The organism is Nonomuraea sp. NPDC048881 (genome assembly GCF_040649795.1).
In the GTDB taxonomy this organism is placed as follows: domain Bacteria; phylum Actinomycetota; class Actinomycetes; order Streptosporangiales; family Streptosporangiaceae; genus Nonomuraea.
The window spans coordinates 384,300-401,307 of the sequence record NZ_JBEZGC010000002.1; the positions used below are offsets into that span (position 1 = coordinate 384,300).

The following is a 17,008-nucleotide window of genomic DNA, read 5'->3' on the forward strand; positions in this document are numbered from 1 at the left end:
TGCGCAGGTGGCTGCTGTGACGCTGACTGAGGTGATCGAGGTGCTCGAGGCGGCCTACCCGCCCGCCCGGGCCGAGTCGTGGGACGCGGTGGGGCTGGTCTGCGGCGACCCCGCCCAGCGGGTGCACAAGGTGCTGTTCGCCGTCGATCCGGTCGCGGTCGTGGGCGAGGAGGCCCTCGACTGGGGCGCCGACCTGATCGTCACCCACCATCCGCTCTACCTGCGCGGCACCACCAGCGTGGCCGCCACCACGCCCAAGGGCCGCCTGATCCACCGCCTGATCAAGCACGAGGTCGCCCTCTACACCGCCCACACCAACGCCGACACCGCCAATCCCGGCGTCTCCGACGCCCTGGCCAGGGCCGTGGGCCTGACCGGCGACCTCGTACCGCTCCAGCCCTTCCCCGACGATCCCTGGCGCGGCCTGGGCCGCATCGGCGAGCTGCCCGAGCCCACGACGCTGGGGGAGTTCGCCGCGCAGGCCGCCAAGGGGCTGCCGCGCACCGCCGGGGGCCTGCGCGTGGCGGGCGACCTGGCCCGGCCGGTCTCGCGCGTCGCGGTCAGCGGCGGCGCGGGCGACTCGCTGCTCGGCGCGGCCAGGTCCGCGGACGTCGACGTGTTCCTCACGGCCGACCTGCGGCACCATCCGGCCGGTGAGTTCGTCGAGTCCGGTGGCCCCGCCCTGATCGACGCCGCCCACTGGGCCACCGAGTGGCCCTGGCTCGACAGCGCGGCGTCCATCCTGCGCTCCAGTGGCGTTACCGTTGAAACGCGCGTCTCCGCCACGGTCACCGATGCTTGGACAAGAGGATATTGATCATGAAAGCAGCCCCTGAGGCCCAGAAGCGACTGCTCGACCTGGCAGAGCTCGACTCCGTGATCGACCGGCTGGCGCACCGCCGGCGCACCCTGCCCGAGCTGGCCGAGATCGACGAGCAGTCCAAGCGCCTGGCCCGGCTCGTCACCCAGGTCATCGAGGCAGAGACCGAGGCCGGCGACCTCGCGCGCGAGCAGACCAAGGCGGAGAACGACGTCGACGCCGTGCGCACCCGCGCCGACCGCGACCAGAAGCGCCTCGACTCCGGCGCCGTGACCTCGCCCCGCGACCTGGCGAGCCTGCAGTCCGAGATCGCCTCGCTGCAGAAGCGCCAGGGCGACCTGGAGGAGGTCGTGCTGGAGATCATGGAGCGCAGGGAGGCGGCCGACAGCAAGGTCACCGACCTGGTCGCCCAGCGCGACGAGGTGGCCGCCACCCGCGCCGCCGCCGAAGACCGCCGTGACGCCGCGCTGGCCGAGATCGACAAGGAGGCGGGCGAGGTCCGGGGCCGCCGCGCCGCCGTCGCCGGCGAGATCCCCGCCGACCTGCTCAAGCTCTACGACAAGCTCAAGGAGCAGTACGTCGTGGGCGCCGCCATGCTGCACGGCGGTCGTTGCCAGGGCTGCAAGGTCGCCCTGTCCATCGCCGAGATGAACTCCATCAAGGCCGCCCCCCACGACGAGGTGCTGCGCTGCGAGGAGTGCCGGCGGATCCTGGTCCGCACCCCGGAGTCCGGCCTGTGACGTCCTACGTCATCGAGGCCGACGGCGGCTCGCGCGGCAACCCGGGCCCCGCCGGCTACGGCGCGGTCGTCCGGGACGCCGCCGACGGCCAGGTGCTGGCCGAGGCCGCCGAGGCGATCGGCGTCGCGACCAACAACGTGGCCGAGTACCGGGGGCTGATCGCCGGGCTGACCGCCGTGCTGGGGGTGGGCGGCGAGGGCGCCGAGGTGGCCGTGCGGATGGACTCCAAGCTGGTCATCGAGCAGATGGCCGGCCGCTGGAAGATCAAGAACGAGGGGCTGCGTCCGCTCGCCCTTGAGGCCGGCGCGCTGGCCAGGCGGCTGCGGGTGGTCGAGTGGACCTGGATCCCGCGCGAGCACAACAAACACGCCGACCGGCTGGCCAACGAGGCCATGGACGCCGCCGCCAAGGGCCTGACCTGGAAGGCGGGCGGCACCCACGACACCGGCGCGCCGGGGTCCGTCCCGGCTGCCGCCGTGCCCGCGGCCCGCACACCGGCGCCGGTCGTCGAGCAGACCGACCTCCTCGACGCGGGCGCCATCGCCGAGCTGTCGGCCCCCACGGCCTCCGTGGCCGCCGCCCAGCAGCGCTCCAAGGGCACCGGCTGGGCCCCGCCCACCCGCGTGGCCACCTCGTTGCTGCTGCTCAGGCACGGCGAGACGCCGCTGTCGGTCGAACGCAGGTTCTCCGGCCTCGGCGACGCCGAGCTCACCGCCAACGGGCTGGCCCAGGCGGCGGCGGCGGCCGACCGGTTGTCGCGGGAGCCGTACCGGCCGGACGTCATCGTCTCCTCGCCGCTCAAGCGGGCCAGGCAGACGGCCGAGGCCGTGGCCCAGCGCACCGGGCTCGACGTCGAGATCGACGAAGACCTCAGGGAAGCCGACTTCGGCGCCTGGGAGGGGCACACGTTCACCGAGGTGCAGCGTGAGTGGCCCGCCGAGCTGGCCGCCTGGCTGGCCGGCCCCGACGCCGCGCCGCCCGGGGGCGAGAGCTTCGCCACGGCGGCCCGCCGCGTCCAGGCGGCGGGGGAGCGGCTGGTGGAGCGCTACGAGGGCAAGACCGTCCTCGTCGTCTCCCACGTGACACCGATCAAGATGTTGCTGCGCGACGCCCTCACGGCGCCTCTGGGCGCGCTCTACCGCATGCACCTCGACCTGGCCTGCCTGTCGCTGATCGAGTACTACGCCGACGGCCCGGCCGTGGTGAAGTCCTTCAACGACACCGCCCACCTCCGTTGAGCACGCCCGGCGACACGACCCGTTCGCGTTGAGCGCAGCGGTGGCGAAGCCGTGCGGCGACCGGCCCCCACGTTGAGCGCGGCCGGTGACACGACCCGTTCGCGTTGAGCGCAGCGGTGGCGAAGTCGTGCTTCGAGCAGCCTGCGGGCGCTGAGCGCGGCCGCGCCGGGAGCCGCCAGAACATCCCGGCGCGGCCGCTGCTGCCTCCGCCCCCCTCAGGCGGTGACATGCCCATCCCACCCAATCGATCTTGCGACTCGGTTGGGAACGGCTTGAGGTTTGATAACCTCCCTGAAGACGAGTCGGCCGGGCGGCCGCGTCGGGCCTTCGGGCCCGCCGAGGAAGGTCCGGGCTCCACAGGGCAGGGTGGTCGGTAACGCCGACCCGGGGTGACCCGCGGGACAGTGCCACAGAAAGCAGACCGCCTCCCGCCTCGGTGGGAGGTGAGGGTGAAAGGGTGGTGTAAGAGACCACCAGCGCCCACGGTGACGTGGGCGGCTAGGTAAACCCCACCCGGAGCAAGGTCAAGAAGGGACGCTCTCCGGAGCGTTCCGCGCGCGACGTTCGAGGGCTGCCCGCCCGAGCCGCGCGGGTAGACCGCTTGAGGCCGCCGGCAACGGCGGCCCTAGATGGATGGTCGCACCTTCGTTCGCGAAGGACAGAACCCGGCCTACAGGCCGGCTCGTCTCTCACCTCCCAGTTCCTGGGCCTCGCGGCCGTGCACGATCAGGGCGTACAGCACCAGTACGTCCACCGCGATGACCGCGAGCGACCACCACGGGTTGACCGCGATCCAGGTCAGCTGCGTCATCGCGTTGATCATGACGAGAACCACCGCCACGACGCGGGCCCAGGTCTGCCCCACGCTCACCGCGATACCGGTCAGGAGCAGGACGATCCCGAACAACAGGTGGATCCAGCCCCAAGTGCCGACGTTGAAGAAAAGCAGGCGGGATGGTGTGCGGACGAACAGCCCGCTGTTGATCACCGCGTAGAGACCGGTGATGATGTTGAACACGCCGGCCATGATCATGAGCATGCCGGCGAACCATACCCAGCCAACCCAGCCCGTGACGGGCCTGCTCTGGTACGTCATCGTCGAACCCTCCCCCGTGAGTTCACGTACACCGTGCAGTCACCTGCCCGTCGAGCTGAGCTGTATGCGTCTTCCCAGCTCACAAGGTTTCGACGACGCGTCAGGCGCCCGGCGGCGAGGGGCGGAAACCCAGCCGCCTTCGGGGATGCCTGACAGCCGCGGCACCCTGACGACGCCTCGGCCGAACCCTGACGGCCCGCCTCCGCGGGAGCCCCGACGGCGTCTGCGCCGAGCCCCGACGGCGTCTGCGCCGAGGCCCGACGGCGTCTGCGCCGAGGCCCGGACGGCGCTACTCCGCCCGGGGCTCGACGGCGCTTCCGCTGGGGCCTGGCGGCGCTTTCGGGGTCAGGCGGAGCGGGCGTCCCAGGCGGCGAGGATGGTGGCCTCCTTCTCCGGGGCCATCCCGTGGACCATCCTGCGCCCGTAGGAACGCTCCTCCTCCGGGATCTCCCGCAGCCACGCCCACGTGTCACGCACGGTCTCCGCGACCGGACGCGCCCGCAGCCCCGCCGCCTCGGCCTTGCCCGTCGGCACGCTCCAGAAGTTGGCGTTCTCCTCCGACGGCGGCCCGCCCCACAGCGGCAGCTCCACGAACGCCCCGGCCCCCTGCGCGACCAGGAACTCCGCGTCCATCCACACGAACTCCGCGTCGGACCCGGTGACCTGCTTGCACAGCTCCAGCCACTCGCCGTAGGTGGTGTTGCCCGCCGGGCCGGTCACCGCGAAGCGGCCGGCGACGCCCTGCTCGGCCTGGTCAAGGGTGAAGATGGCGACGTCGCGGGCGTCGATGAGCTGCATCGGCTCGGCGGGATCGCCGGGCGCCAGCACCCGGCCGCCCCGCGAGATGCGGGTCAGCCACCAGGGCAGCCGGGCCACGTTCTCGTACGGGCCGAGGATCAGCCCAGGCTGGATGATCAGCGCGTTGCCGTCGAAACCCTGCTCGACCGCCCGCTCGCACCCGGCCTTCAGCACACCGTAGTCGCCGTCGTCGGGACCGGCGTCGGGCTCGCACGGCCATCCGCCGGTGTCCTCGGTCGCGGCCTTGGCGGGGAACCCGTCGAGGGCCGAGACGCTGGAGATGAACGCGTACGTCGCCGCCCGGCCCGACAGCGCCCGCACCGACTCGCCCACCACCCGCGGCACATACCCGGACGTGTCCACCACGAAGTCCCACGACCGGCCGTCGGCCAGCCGCTCCAGGTCGGCGACGGACTCACGGTCGCCGCGCACGGCCTCGACGCCCGGCACGTCGCCGCCGCTCTGCCCTCTGTTGAACGTCGTGACCTCATGGCCGCGCGCCAACGCCTCTTCCGCGATGGCGCGCCCCAGGAACCCCGTGCCGCCGATGAGCAAAATATTCATGAACCCATCTTCGGCGCCCGGCGGGGCGCGGGCTCACAACTTCACGGAGAGCGAAGACCGCAGCGGCGGCACCAGGTGCACCCGCGCCGACCCGATGTCGAAGTACAGGCCCACCAGCTCCAGCTTGCCCGCCCTGACCTGCTCGTCCACCTTCCGGTAGGTGCGCAGGTTCTCCAGCTGCTGCTGGACGTTCACCCGGCACAACACGTCGAGGGCCCCCTTGTGCAGCCGGTCGCCCTCGGTCTCGATGAACCTGGCCAGGCTGTGGTTCCCGTGCCGCAGCCACCGCCGCAGCCCCGGCAGGCTGCCGGCCTGCACCCCGGCGCTGAGCACCCCGGCCATGGCCCCGCATCCCGAGTGCCCGCACACGGTGATCGTGCGCACGCCGAGCACCTGCGTGGCGTACTCGATCGCGGCCACCACCGAGTCGTCGTGCGGCTCGGAGCCGCGGCGCGGCACCAGGTTGCCGATGTTGCGCACGGTGAACAGGTCGCCGGGACCGCTCGCCGTGATCAGGCTGGGCACGATCCTGGAGTCGGCGCACGTGATGAACAGGTGGGTCGGCTGCCGCTTGTGCGCGAGCTCGGTGAAGATCGGCCGGACCAGCGGCGCCGTGGTGCGGTGGAAGTCGCGCGCCCCCTCGGTGCAGGTCGCCGGGGTCGAGCCGCCGTCGTCGGGGATGAGGCGGCGCTGCGGGCGCGTCCGCCGCTGCGCCCACGGCACCCATCGCCGGTCCGGTGACTTGCCGGGGTACGCGCGGGCCCCGCCGGCCGCCAGCGTGTACCACTCGTCGTGCGGCTCGTCGAGGTCGACCGTGCCGCCCGTCTGCTCGTGGTCCAGCCGCCAGGAGTGGATGGCCTCGAAGGCCGCGTTGTCCATGAAGTCGATGGTGAGGTCGAGGTCGACCGGCGTGCCCGCGGGGATCGACCGCAGCTCGTGCGTCAGCCTGGGCACGCCGAGGAACGTCAGCGAGCCGGTGATCGTCACGTGCAGCCGGCCGTCCGGCTCCTCGCGCCTGCGCACGTTCACCCAGGTCAGCCGGCGCAGCGCCAGCAGTGCGGCCAGCGCCGCCCCCGCCAGCACCCCCTCGGCCAGGCCCAGCACGATCACGGTCGCCGCCGTCACCATGTAGACCGGCACCTCGCCGTGCCCGCGGCCCCTCCTGACGCGCGCCAGCCCCACCATCCGCACGCCGGTGAACACCAGCAGCGCCGCCAGCGCCTCCAGCGGGATCAGCCGCACCGACCAGCCGAGACCCACCGCGAAGCCCAGCACCCACACCCCGTGCAGGATCGCCGCCGACCGGGTGCGCCCGCCCGCCCGCACGTTCGCCTCCGTACGGACGACGCCGCCGGCGATCGGCAGCCCGCCCAGCGCCCCCGACACCATGTTGGCCACGCCCTGGCCGGTCAGCTCCTGGTCGAGGTCGGCCCGGCGGCCGGGGTGCGTCCCGTCGGCGGCGGACGCGCACAGCAGCGACTCGACGCTGCCCAGCAGCGCGACGAGCAGCACCGCGCCCACGATCGTGTGCCAGTCGGCGGACGGCAGCACGGGGAATCCCCACCCGGAGAAGCTGCCCGCCAGGTCGATGTGGGTGACGTCCCAGCCGGCCAGCCAGGCGACGCCCGCCGTGGCCGGCAGCGCGACCAGCGGCGCGGGCACCACCCTGACGCGGGCCGGCAGCCGCGTCCACGACGCCAGCACCATGATCGTGAACAGGCCCAGCGCGACCTTGTGCCCGTGCAGGCCGGCGATCTGGCCGGGCAGCTCGGCGAGGTTGGCCAGGGCCGACAGCTGGGGCTGTCCGCCGAGCACCACGTGGAGCTGGGAGAGTGCGAGGATCACGCCGACCGCGGCCAGCAGGCCGCGCAGAACCGCGGGGGAGACGGCCGGGACGACCCGGGCGGCCTTGACCACGCCGAGCACGAGCTGGACGACCCCCGCCAGCAGCGTGATCATGCACGTGGCCCGCCAGCCGTGCGTCCGCACCAACTCCACGACCACCACGGACACCCCTGCCGCGGGCCCGCTCACCTGGACGGCCGACCCGCCCAGCGACCCGGCCACGACCCCGCCCACGACGGCGGCGATGAGCCCGGCCGCCGGCGGGGCGCCCGAGGCCGCCGCGATGCCCAGGGAGAACGGGACTGCGACGAGGAAGACCACGAGCGAAGCGGGTAGATCATGCCGTAGCGTACGCAACCAGCTACTGAGGGTATCGCCGATCATGTCGGAAACCCTAGTGGTGCGCCACCCCCGCTTTAGGGGGTCGTCGCGGGGGTTTTACTCATTCGGTAAGGGGCCGGAGATCACCGGTAGTAGTCGTTGTAGTCCTGCTCGGGGGCCCGGCGACGGCCGCCGCCGTTGTCGGCCTGGCCGGGAGCGGCAGCACCCTGCGACTGCCCGCCGTACGTCGGCCAGTTCGCCGTGCCGGACGGCGGCTCGGGCCAGGCGGGGCCGGACCCGGCGGTGAAGTCGCCGGTCTCGTACGCGATGGAGGACGGCGCGGGCGGCACCGGCGGAGCCGACAGGACGTCGTCGTAGGCCGAGACCGCGCGGGCGGGGACGGTCGGCGTGCCGGTGGCCGGAGAGGGGCCCGTGATGGGCGAGCCGGAGTCGTCGGCCACGGCCCAGCCGGCGCGCACCTCGTACGAGGCCGGGAACGCGGCGGCCGGCGAGGCGGTGGCGGCGGGCTGCTCCACGAAGGCGGGCCAGGAGCTCGCCGGGCCGCCGTAGGAGGCCGGGGAGGGGTCGTCGAGGATGTCGGGCGAGGCGGCGGGCCAGGAGCCGGAGGTGGCCGCGGCGGGCACGCCCGTCCAGGTGGTCTCAAGAGCGTCGGCCGCGTTGTTGGCGGCGTTGTTGTACGCGGGGAACGGGTCGCTGGTCGGCGCGCCGTGGATCGGCGCGACGGGCGCGACCGGGAAGGACCCGCTGGAGGTGACGCCCGCGTAGGACCCGCCGCCGGCGGCCGGGTTGGCGGGGAACGAGCCGCCCGCTGCCGGGACGGCCGGGTGGGCGCCGCTCGCGGGCAGGGGCTCGGGGCGGGAGGCCGGCACGACCGGCTGGGCGCCGCCGAGGAGGCTGAGCACGTCGGGCGTGGGCGCCGCGAACGTCACCGTGCGCTGGTCGGCCATGTCGGAGGCGGAGGGGGTGGGCCGCTTGGCGGGCTCCACCAGGTCGGCGAGGTTGGCCGCGGCGGCGGCGGCGGCGGGCTGGCGCTGGGGCAGCGGGGCCTGGACGGTCGCGGCGTTGGGGTCGGCCGCGGCGGCCACGGGCTTGGGCTTCGCGGGACGCTCACGGCGCTCGGCGGGCTGCTCACGCTCGACGGGACGGGAGGCGCCCTTCCGGGCCGCCACGGTGCCGCCGGCGCCGAAACCGCCCTCCTCGGCGTCGCTGCGGATGTTCGCCCAGAACTCCTCGTCCTCGTGGTCGGTGGTGGGGTTGCCCCACTCGTCGACGCCCCGCCTGCCACGCTGGCCGGTGCGCACCGGCTTCGGCTTCACCTCGTCGATCGGGGAGAAGTCAGGGCTGAAATTGGCCATGCGCGGTTCGTGCGCGGCGAACTCGTCGGTGGACCGGGCGTGCGTCATCTCCTCCTTCTCGGCCATCTCCTTCAGCCGTTCCGGAGGGAGAGAGCTCTCCCGGCGGTTCATGGAACGCATGCCCAGTGCCACGACGACGAGCACGAGGAGCACGACAGCGACCAAGCTCACGACGACCGCGATCATTGCACCACCCTCAAAGCCATGGCCTCCCTGTGGCATCGGTGAGATCGCGCGGCCATCGACGCGATCTGCCCCCTTTGATCACCAATGCCTAACAATTGGATCTGATTCTGTCGGACCACTATGAGAGTTGTCACACCCTACGCAAAGAATTGGTTCATCCGGTCTACCTGCGGTGATCGACCTGTCACTGGATGTTCACCGCCGTCAGCCGGCCCCGGGCGATCGTGTGGTCGGCGATCTCCTTCAAGATCTCGGGGAGGCCGCCCTCCTTCGCCCCGACCTTGTCGTTCAGCGTGTAGACGGTGAACCGATAGCTGCCCGGAGTGTTGCAGGGCGGTTCGTAGCCCGCCTTCCCACTGGTCACCGTGGCCTGGCCGGAGCCCTCGGGAGGACTCTCGGCGGCGCCCGGCCCCAGCTCGGTCGTGGTCGCCGGGATGTTGTAGAGCACCCAGTGAACGGCCGATTCGGAGGGAGTATGGGAATCGACCACGATCGCGATCGACTTCGCCTTCGGCAAGGGTTCGCTGGACCAGCGCAGCGGCGGGCTGCCCTGGCGGCCTCGGCAGGAGAACTCGCTCGGCAGCGGCATGCCGTCGCGCAACTCGGGGCTCGAGACGTTGATCTCCGCGATCTCCTTGGCCTGGGATCTTCCGATGCCCAGGGCGGCGCAACCTGACAGGGTGAGCGCGAAAGCCACCACTGTCACACTGACAGCGGCCCGCCTCACACGTGATGCCGTGTTACACAGCCCCATGCCGGATGATGCTACGCGGCTCTCGGCGGTGCGCAGACCGTTTCCCGATGGTCGGTCGTCGGTAAAGGAGCCGAAACCGGCCAGAACGCGGGGATCCTGGGGGTGAAGTTGGCCACAGGGACGCCGTCGGCGGAGGCCCGGGGGTGACGATCCGATGACCTTCCTGGCCTGCCTGTTCCCTGGGGCGGGCGGCGCGGTCGCGGCGCGCGAGCTCACAGGACAAAACGGGCATGGTTTCGGACGGCGCCCGGCACGCAAAATTCAGATGCGCCGGACGAGGCAGATGTGCTTTGCGCGGGGGTGCGGTTGCCCAGGTGGCTGCGCCCTGCGGAAGGGCGGCGGCTGCCTATGGCTTGCGAGCCGGGGGTGGCTGCCGCGTCGCTGCGGCTTGCGGGGCGGACGGCGGCTGCCACGCTTCGTGAGGGCGTTTCGCGCGTGGTGCGGTAACGCGCCGCCGGGCCTGGATGGCACGAACGTGGCGCCGCCGACGTGGCCCAGCTCGACAGCCTGCGGCCGGCCGCCACCGAGCATGCACCCGCCGCCCCCGGCCGGCCGTCCGACACGCCGCGCCGCCCGTCCGATCTTTACCTGCCGCCGGGCGGTGCACGCGGGGGCCTGCGCAATGCCGCCGTGGCAGGCACTGGCGCTCCTCGGCCGGGCCGGGCTCCCTTCGGCTCTTGGCCTGTGGCCCTCCGAGCAGCCTGAGCGTCGTCTATGCCCTCGTGCTCTCAGCGTGTGCGGGCCGTGCGCTCCCAAGGCCCGAGCAGAGGAAGCCCCTCCGCCCCTGGGCCCTCGGCCCCTCGTCCCTCCGCCCCCGGTCCCTCGGCCCCTCGGGTCCGGGACTTGCGGGCCCCTTGGCTTCTGCTCGCCGGCTCGGGCCTGCCGACCGGCACCCTCTTTCGCCCGTTCACCGGCTCTGGACTCCGGACCCCCCGAGGGCCGGCTGGGCCCTGGCTGTGGGGATGCCTCTCGTGGGTGGCCTTGGCAGCCGTGCCGGGGATGGGAGAGATCTTGGGGTCGGGGTCAGATCGTCTTTCGGGGCGTGCGCCCTAAGCTGGTTCTTGTGACGTCAAAAGGCCCACTGCGTGACCCCGCGCACCGCGTCTCGCCCAAGGCCCGCCGCCTGTGGTTGCTGCAGGCGGCGATCGGATTCGTGCTCTTCGTGGGCGGTTCGGCCGTGGTGGCCGGGTGGGTGGGCGGCAGCGGCTGGTCGTGGGTGCCGTCCTGGTTCGCCGCGCGTTCCTGGTTGTTGCCGCTGGTGGTCGGGGTCGTGCTGACGCCGTTCCTGGCGGCGGAGCCGTTCATCAGGTACGCCGTCCACCGCTGGGAGTTGTCGGGCGACGTCGTCTACGCCAGGTCGGGGTTCCTGACCAGGGAATGGGTGTTCGTGCCGGTGAGCCGCATCCAGACGGTCGACAAGGGCCAGGGGTGGATGGAACGGCTGCTCGGCCTGGCCACGCTGGAGATCCGCACCGCCTCGCACGCGGGCTCGTCCACGATCAAGGGCCTCGACTTCGAGGTGGCGGCCGGGCTCGCCGAACGGCTCGCCCACCGCGCCGAAGAGCTCAGGGACGACGCCACGTGACCCAGCCGCCACCACCACCGCCCTCTCTGCCTCCTCCGCCGCCCCCGCCCCCCGCACCCAGGCGGCTGAGCCCCAAAGTGCTGCTCATCGACCCGGTACGCATGCTGCCCTCGCTGCTGCTGCCCCTGGTCGGCGTGCTGTTCGTGGGCGGCTTCTCGGCCAGGTCGTACGCATGGGCGGCGTTCGGCGTCGTCGGCACCGTCGTGTTCGCGGTCATCCGCTGGGCCACCTTCACGTACGAGATCGTCGGCGACCGCCTGGAGACCAAGCGGTCGCTCATCAGCCGCTCGATCCGGACCATCCCGCTGGAACGGGTGCGCGGCGTCGACGTGTCCACGCCGCCCATGCACCGCATTCTCGGGCTGGCCGTGCTCAAGGTCGACACGGGCGCGAGCGGCGACGACGAGGAGGCCGCGCTCGACGGCGTCACGCTGGGCGAGGCCGAACGCCTCAAGGCGGTGCTGCTGCGCCGCGCCGTCCAGGTCAGGGAGGCCGAGCACATCCCCGGGCCCGGCCCCGCGCCCGTGAACCGGCCGATCATCGCCGTCCCGCGCCGGTGGCTCCTGTACGGGCCGCTGTCCGGAGCGTACCTGCTCACGCCGTTCGCGCTCGCCGGCGGCGCGGTGGGGCTGGCCTTCCAGTGGGGCGACGACCTGGGCTTCGGCCAGGACGCCGCCTGGAGCGCGGGGGAGTGGCTGTGGGAGCACCCCTACCTGCTGCTCGTCGTGGCGCTGCTGCTGGTCGTCGCCATGCCGTTCGTCGGCGGCGTGATGTACGCGGTCTTCAACTGGGACTTCAGGCTCACCCGCCGCGACGGCTACCTCGTGGCCGAACGCGGGCTGATCAACCGGCGCAGCGTGTCGCTGGAGTCCCGGCGGGTGCGCGGCTACGAGATCGTCGACGGCCTGGCCGAACGCCTGGCCGGGGTCGTACGCGTCTGGGCGATCGTGACCGGGCTCGGCGACTCCGAGACGCGCGGGCAGCTGTTGCCCGACGTGCCGCGCCAGGTCGCCGTCGGCGTCACCGCCGACGCCGTGGGCCCCTTCCGCTCCACCCTTCGCGCCCATCCGCCGATCGCCCGCAACCGCCGTCTGTTCCGGGCGGTCTTCCCCTGGCTCCTCCTGGCCACGCTGAGCGCCGCCGGGGCGTGGGCCACAGGAATGATGCTCTGGTGGATCCTGACGGTCCTGGCGTTGCTCCTGGCGGGCGCTGGGGTGTTCCTGGGCCTCGACCGGTACGCCTCCCTGGGCCACGGCTACGACGGCGCCCGGCTGGCGGTCCGGTCGGGATCGTTGCGCCGTGCCGAGGCGGTGATCGAACGCCGGGCCGTGGTGGGCTGGCGGCTGCGCCAGACCTGGTTCCAGCGACGGGCCGGGGTGCTGACGCTGATCGCGGGGGTCGGAGCGGGCAAGGGCGGCTACGACGCGCTGGACGTCTCGGAGGCTCAGGGCGCGGCGTTCCCCGCCGAGGTGACGCCGGAGTGGCTGGCCCCGTTCATGCGGCCCCACACCGTCCCGCCCCAGGACTGAACGCCTCCGCCGAACACCGCGGTACTTCCTTCTTGAACGACCGAGGCCGCGCCCTCCTGTCGAGGTGGGCGCGGCCTGTGGTCGCTTGATCGGGTGGGGGTCAGTCCTGGCGGCGGGCGCCGAACATGATCTCGTCCCACGTCGGCACGGAGGCTCGGCGGCCCCGCGAATTCTTGCGCGCCTGACGCGCGGCCGGAGCGGGCGGCGGAGAGGGCACCGGGACGTCGTCCTTGCCGGGGCCCTTGGCGTCGTCCTTGCCGGGACGCGCGGCCGGGACCGGCGGGGTGCCCTTGGACGCGCCGGGGCCAGGCTTGGGCCTGGGCGCGGGCGCCTTCTTCTCGACCACCTCGACCTTCTCCGCCACCTCCTCGGGCGCCTCCTCGGGCGCTTCCGGCACGGACGCCTCCGGCACGGCCACGTCCTGGGCAGGCACGTCCTCGGCGGGCACGTCCAGGGCGGCGGGCTCCGATGCCGTCGCCGGGCGCTCCTGCTCGGCGTCCGGGGACGTCGCGGCAGCCGGCTCCGGAACGGTCGAGGATTCTTGGTCGGTCTCGTCGGCCGGCGCGTCCTGCGAGGTGGCGGCTGAGGGCTCGTCGGCCGGTGCGTCCTGCGAGGTGGCGGCTGAGGGCTCGTCGGCCGGTGCGTCCTGGGCTGCAGCTGTCTCGGCGGCGGGTGCGTCGGGCGTCGCCGTCTCGGTCGGGGCCGGCTCGGCCTGAGGGGTGGCCTCCGCCTCGGCGGTCGTGCCGGCTTCCGGGGAGTCCTCGGCGGCTGCCGGGGTTGCCGCGGTCGGCGCGGTCGTCGCGTCCTCCGGCTCGGTGGATCCGGGCGTCTTGGGCGCGGGCTCCGCGGCGGTCGGTGCGCTTGACGTCACGTCCGAGGCGGTCGCCTCGGTGGTGGCGGGCGTGGAGTCGGTGGTGGCCACCGTGGGCGTTTCGGTGGATGCGGCGGAGGAAGCCTCCGCAGCGGCGTCCGGGACGTCCGTCGCACCGGTCGTCGCACCGGCCGTCGAGGCGTCCGACGAGGGCGCGGCGGAGTCGCTTGCCTCAGGCGTGGTGACCTGGGCATCGCCGGTGTCGGAGGTGGTGGCGGCGTCTTCGGGCGCGGGAGAACCGGTGGTGTCGGTCTCGGGCGTGGCGGAGACGGACGTGGTGTCGGCCTCCGGCGTCGTGGAGTGCTGAGCATCCACGGCCGAGCCCGTCGGCTGGGCCTCCGTGGTGGCCGCGGTCTCCTGCTGCACGTCGGACGTGGCGGAGGGCTCCGGCTGGACGGGCGCCGCGGCGGCGGGCGTCGAGGTGGCGGGTGTCGAGGTGGCGGGCTGGGCCGTGCCCTCCCCGGCGGCCGTCGGCGAGGACGGCGGCGTCACCGGCCCTTCAGCACCGGCCGACGTCGGCAGGACCTCAGGAGCCGCCGACGTGGCGGCGACCTCGGGAGCGGACACCGCCGCCTGCCGACCAAGAGCCTCCGAAGCGGCGGGCGACTGGAGGCCGGCCTCCGAAGCGGCAGGTGACTGAGCGCCGGCCTCCGAAGCGGCGGGCGACTGGACGCCGGACTCCGAAGCGGCAGGCTGCTGCGCACCCGGCGACGGACTGACCGACGGTTCCCCATCCAGCGACGGGCCGGCCGGCAGCTGTGTGCCAGGTGCCGGGGTCGCAGGCGGCGGCGTACGGAAGTCCGAGGCAGCAGGCGGCGGCGTACCGAAGTTCGGGGCGGCGGGTGGCTGCGTGCGGAGGTCCGGGGCGGCGGGGGGCTGGGTGGATGTCGTGGGTTCGGCGGGTGACGGGTGGGAGGCGAGCGGGCGGGAGGGCGGCGGGGTGGTGGGCGCGTAGATGGAGTCGTCGCGCTCGCCCGAGCGGCCCGAGCCGAAGTCGGGCAGCCACGGTGACGTGCCGCCGCGGCGGGAGGAGGCGTCCGGAGAGCGGCTGAAGCCGGTCTCGCGGCCTGCGGTCTCCCCGCGCTGCCCCTCAGCGCGCTCCCCACGCTCCCCGCGCTGCCCCTCGGCACGGGACGGGTCCGGGTGGAAGCCCTCGCCCCGGAAGGGGGCGCGGCTGCTCTCGGGCAGGGACGACGAGCCGTCCGACGCGCTCTCCCGCCCCGGGGACGGCCGATCGAACGGCACGTCACGCCCGGAGACGTCGCGTCCCGCGAGGTCACGCCCCGGCAGGTCGGGGCCGCGGCCGTAGCCGCCGGTGTCGGCGGGCCTGGGCGGCGGGGTGTAGCCGACGGCCGGTTCCTCCGGCTCGCGGCGCACGACCGAGGGGAACGGCAGCGGGTCGGAGGCGAGCGGCGGCACCGGCTGCAGCTTGGCCACCCGCGGCGCGAACGGCGTGACCGTGGTGTCCTCCACCACGGCGGGCTCGGGATCGAAGTCGGCCGACGACAGGCGCATGGCCTCGTCGTCGTGCGGGGAGACGTGGCGCTTGCGCGGGTCGAAGAGCCATTCGGCGTGGCGCGTGTGACCGTTCCAGACGTAGCCGAGCTTGACCCGCCACAGGCCGTCGTCGCGCTTGGCGGAGTCCCAGTCGATCTCGTCGGTGGGCACGCCGCGCCTGGTCAGCCGCTCGGCCACCAGCTCGCCGAGGGTGGGACCGGGCGCGGTCTCCCCGGGCATGCGGACGGCGACGCGCTGCGCCTGCTGGGCGACGTACTCCCGCTCCTGCAGCACCGGGCCCTCGAACCAGCGGACTCGTTCGACCGGGATCCCGGCGGTCGCGGCGATCTCTTCCGCTGTCTCTCCGGCGCGGATGCGTGCCTGGATCTCCTTGGGGCGCAACGGGCTCTCCACTTCGATCTCGTACTGGCCGAGACGGGAGAAGTTGCCGCGGACGGCAGCACGGAGCCGGTCGTCCACGGGAAGGGTGAAGCGCGTACCTCGCCCGGCAGTAGCCAGCACGAGATAGGTGCCGTCCTCACTCACCGCGACGAGTCGGAGCTCCTGCATGCGAGTCCCTTCGTCAGCGTCGCCATTCTTCCCCCGGACCCTTGAGTCTCTCGCGTGTGCCGGTTGCCTGCCAGCACCGTACCCGGCATGTCCGAACATCGCCTTCCTGGGAAGCCCCGGGGGCGATGTGACGCCGGTCACATTTGTGGATTCCATTTCCTCTAACGCCCGCCGCTGTGCATGAGGAGGTTAGAGCTCCTCGACGGATTCTGGCGAATCGCGGCGCGTGCTGTTGTGCACTTCAGCGAACTCGCGACAAGGGAGGGGGCGGCGTCGGGACGGCGTTCGAGAAGACGCGCCGCGGCGGCGGCGAGATACGGGGCGCCCGCCGAGAACGCCTGCCCGCCGGAGGAAACCTGGCACCAGCCCGAGTCGGCCGCGCCCACGACGAACACCCCCGAGCGCACCAGCGACCGTACGGCGGCGCCGAGCGCGGGCGAGTCGGCCCCGTCGGCGGCGAGCGTGACGACGGACGGGCCGCGCGCGTGCCGCCGGATCCAGTCGAGCCCGGCCAGCACGTCGGCCAGCGAGCCCGACCCCGCGCAGCCGAGCACCCGCACCGAGGCGATCCTGGCCTCCGGCGCCCGCGAGGCGACGGCCCTGGCCACGCGCGTGCCGTGCCCGCCGCAGTCGCGCCCGGTGCCGCCGGTGGCGTCGAAGGCGCGCCAGGCCCGGTCGCCGAACTCGGCCCGGGCGACGTCGACGCCGGTGTCCACGACGAACACGGTCGTGCCCGCGCCCGAGCCGGCGCCCGAGTCGGTGGCCGTGTCGGTGGCCGTGTCGGCGTCCATGTCGGGGGCGGGGGCGGGGGCGTCGCCGGGCATGGCGTGGATCTCGCGGTCGGGCTCGACGGCCAGGACCCGGCGATCGGATCTGAGCTCGGCCAGCTCGCCGACGGTGAGGAAGGTGGCGAAACCCGGCAGAGCCTCGGTGTAGTAACGCCGTACCCGCCATCTCACCTCCGCGACGAGATCCCGGGCGTCCGCGCGGCTGCGCGCCGTGACGATGTAGGGCCGGGTGGGCTCGGAGGCCGAGGGGCGCAGGGCGAGTCCGGAGGCGGGCGTCATGGCGAGAGGGACAGCGGTCGTCGCGGCCGTCGCCACGGCCGCGGCGAGGTAGACGGAGGGTAGGCCGAATCGTCGGGGCACGAGTTACGAGGATGCCTGTCGCGCAGGTCACAGGAACAACGGGACACGCGCTCGCGTCTATTCACGAGGA

General features: G+C 73.4%; 11 protein-coding genes and 1 other RNA gene. 6 read left to right on the top strand and 6 right to left on the bottom strand.

What is annotated here, in order from left to right:
- Nucleotides 1-16 precede the first annotated feature (16 nt).
- From AB0C33_RS07365 to rnpB, 4 genes are all read left to right on the top strand, one after another.
- Nucleotides 17-817 (top strand): Nif3-like dinuclear metal center hexameric protein, encoded by an 801-nt coding sequence (locus AB0C33_RS07365; protein WP_358284571.1) that lies wholly within the window; start codon nucleotides 17-19, stop codon nucleotides 815-817.
- Nucleotides 818-819: 2 nt separating this feature from the next.
- Nucleotides 820-1,560, top strand: a complete 741-nt coding sequence (locus tag AB0C33_RS07370; RefSeq protein ID WP_358284573.1) for a C4-type zinc ribbon domain-containing protein — start codon at nucleotides 820-822, stop codon at nucleotides 1,558-1,560.
- A complete protein-coding gene (locus AB0C33_RS07375) occupies nucleotides 1,557-2,798 on the top strand; it encodes a bifunctional RNase H/acid phosphatase (RefSeq protein WP_358284575.1) in 1,242 nt (413 codons plus the stop codon). The genes AB0C33_RS07370 and AB0C33_RS07375 overlap by 4 nt, the downstream gene beginning before the upstream one ends.
- A gap of 298 nt (nucleotides 2,799-3,096) precedes the next feature.
- Nucleotides 3,097-3,487: RNase P RNA component class A (gene rnpB, locus AB0C33_RS07380), an RNA gene on the top strand.
- 752 nt (nucleotides 3,488-4,239) lie between these two features.
- Here the strand turns inward: rnpB and AB0C33_RS07385 are convergent.
- The 4 genes from AB0C33_RS07385 to AB0C33_RS07400 form a co-directional block, all read right to left on the bottom strand.
- Complete coding sequence (locus AB0C33_RS07385) at nucleotides 4,240-5,256, bottom strand: NAD-dependent epimerase/dehydratase family protein (RefSeq protein WP_358284578.1); 1,017 nt, start codon at nucleotides 5,254-5,256, stop codon at nucleotides 4,240-4,242.
- A gap of 33 nt (nucleotides 5,257-5,289) precedes the next feature.
- Nucleotides 5,290-7,485, bottom strand: coding sequence for a SulP family inorganic anion transporter (locus AB0C33_RS07390; protein ID WP_358284581.1), 2,196 nt, complete (start codon nucleotides 7,483-7,485; stop codon nucleotides 5,290-5,292).
- Nucleotides 7,486-7,565: 80 nt separating this feature from the next.
- Nucleotides 7,566-8,969: a hypothetical protein gene (locus AB0C33_RS07395; protein WP_358284583.1), complete on the bottom strand. Its 1,404-nt coding sequence runs from the start codon at nucleotides 8,967-8,969 to the stop codon at nucleotides 7,566-7,568.
- A 199-nt stretch (nucleotides 8,970-9,168) separates the two neighbouring features.
- Nucleotides 9,169-9,738, bottom strand: a complete 570-nt coding sequence (locus AB0C33_RS07400) for a YbhB/YbcL family Raf kinase inhibitor-like protein (RefSeq protein WP_358284585.1) — start codon at nucleotides 9,736-9,738, stop codon at nucleotides 9,169-9,171.
- Nucleotides 9,739-10,801: 1,063 nt separating this feature from the next.
- On the opposite strand from AB0C33_RS07400, the gene AB0C33_RS07405 reads away from it, so the two are divergent.
- Nucleotides 10,802-11,323: a PH domain-containing protein gene (locus AB0C33_RS07405; protein ID WP_358284587.1), complete on the top strand. Its 522-nt coding sequence runs from the start codon at nucleotides 10,802-10,804 to the stop codon at nucleotides 11,321-11,323.
- 77 nt (nucleotides 11,324-11,400) lie between these two features.
- Nucleotides 11,401-12,852 (top strand): PH domain-containing protein, encoded by a 1,452-nt coding sequence (locus AB0C33_RS07410; RefSeq protein WP_358284590.1) that lies wholly within the window; start codon nucleotides 11,401-11,403, stop codon nucleotides 12,850-12,852.
- A gap of 100 nt (nucleotides 12,853-12,952) precedes the next feature.
- On the opposite strand, the gene sepH is transcribed toward AB0C33_RS07410, so the two are convergent.
- Nucleotides 12,953-15,790 (bottom strand): septation protein SepH, encoded by a 2,838-nt coding sequence (gene sepH / locus AB0C33_RS07415; RefSeq protein ID WP_358284592.1) that lies wholly within the window; start codon nucleotides 15,788-15,790, stop codon nucleotides 12,953-12,955.
- A gap of 161 nt (nucleotides 15,791-15,951) precedes the next feature.
- Complete coding sequence (locus AB0C33_RS07420) at nucleotides 15,952-16,938, bottom strand: S8 family serine peptidase (RefSeq protein WP_358284594.1); 987 nt, start codon at nucleotides 16,936-16,938, stop codon at nucleotides 15,952-15,954.
- Nucleotides 16,939-17,008 lie beyond the last annotated feature (70 nt).

What these genes read in the sequence shown, in the direction of transcription:
- AB0C33_RS07370 (WP_358284573.1), top strand. Translation starts at nt 820, where the DNA reads ATGAAAGCAGCCCCTGAGGCCCAGAAGCGACTGCTCGACCTGGCAGAG.
- AB0C33_RS07385 (WP_358284578.1), bottom strand. Translation starts at nt 5,256, where the DNA reads ATGAATATTTTGCTCATCGGCGGCACGGGGTTCCTGGGGCGCGCCATC.
- AB0C33_RS07390 (WP_358284581.1), bottom strand. Translation starts at nt 7,485, where the DNA reads ATGATCGGCGATACCCTCAGTAGCTGGTTGCGTACGCTACGGCATGAT.
- AB0C33_RS07400 (WP_358284585.1), bottom strand. Translation starts at nt 9,738, where the DNA reads ATGGGGCTGTGTAACACGGCATCACGTGTGAGGCGGGCCGCTGTCAGT.
- sepH (WP_358284592.1), bottom strand. Translation starts at nt 15,790, where the DNA reads ATGCAGGAGCTCCGACTCGTCGCGGTGAGTGAGGACGGCACCTATCTC.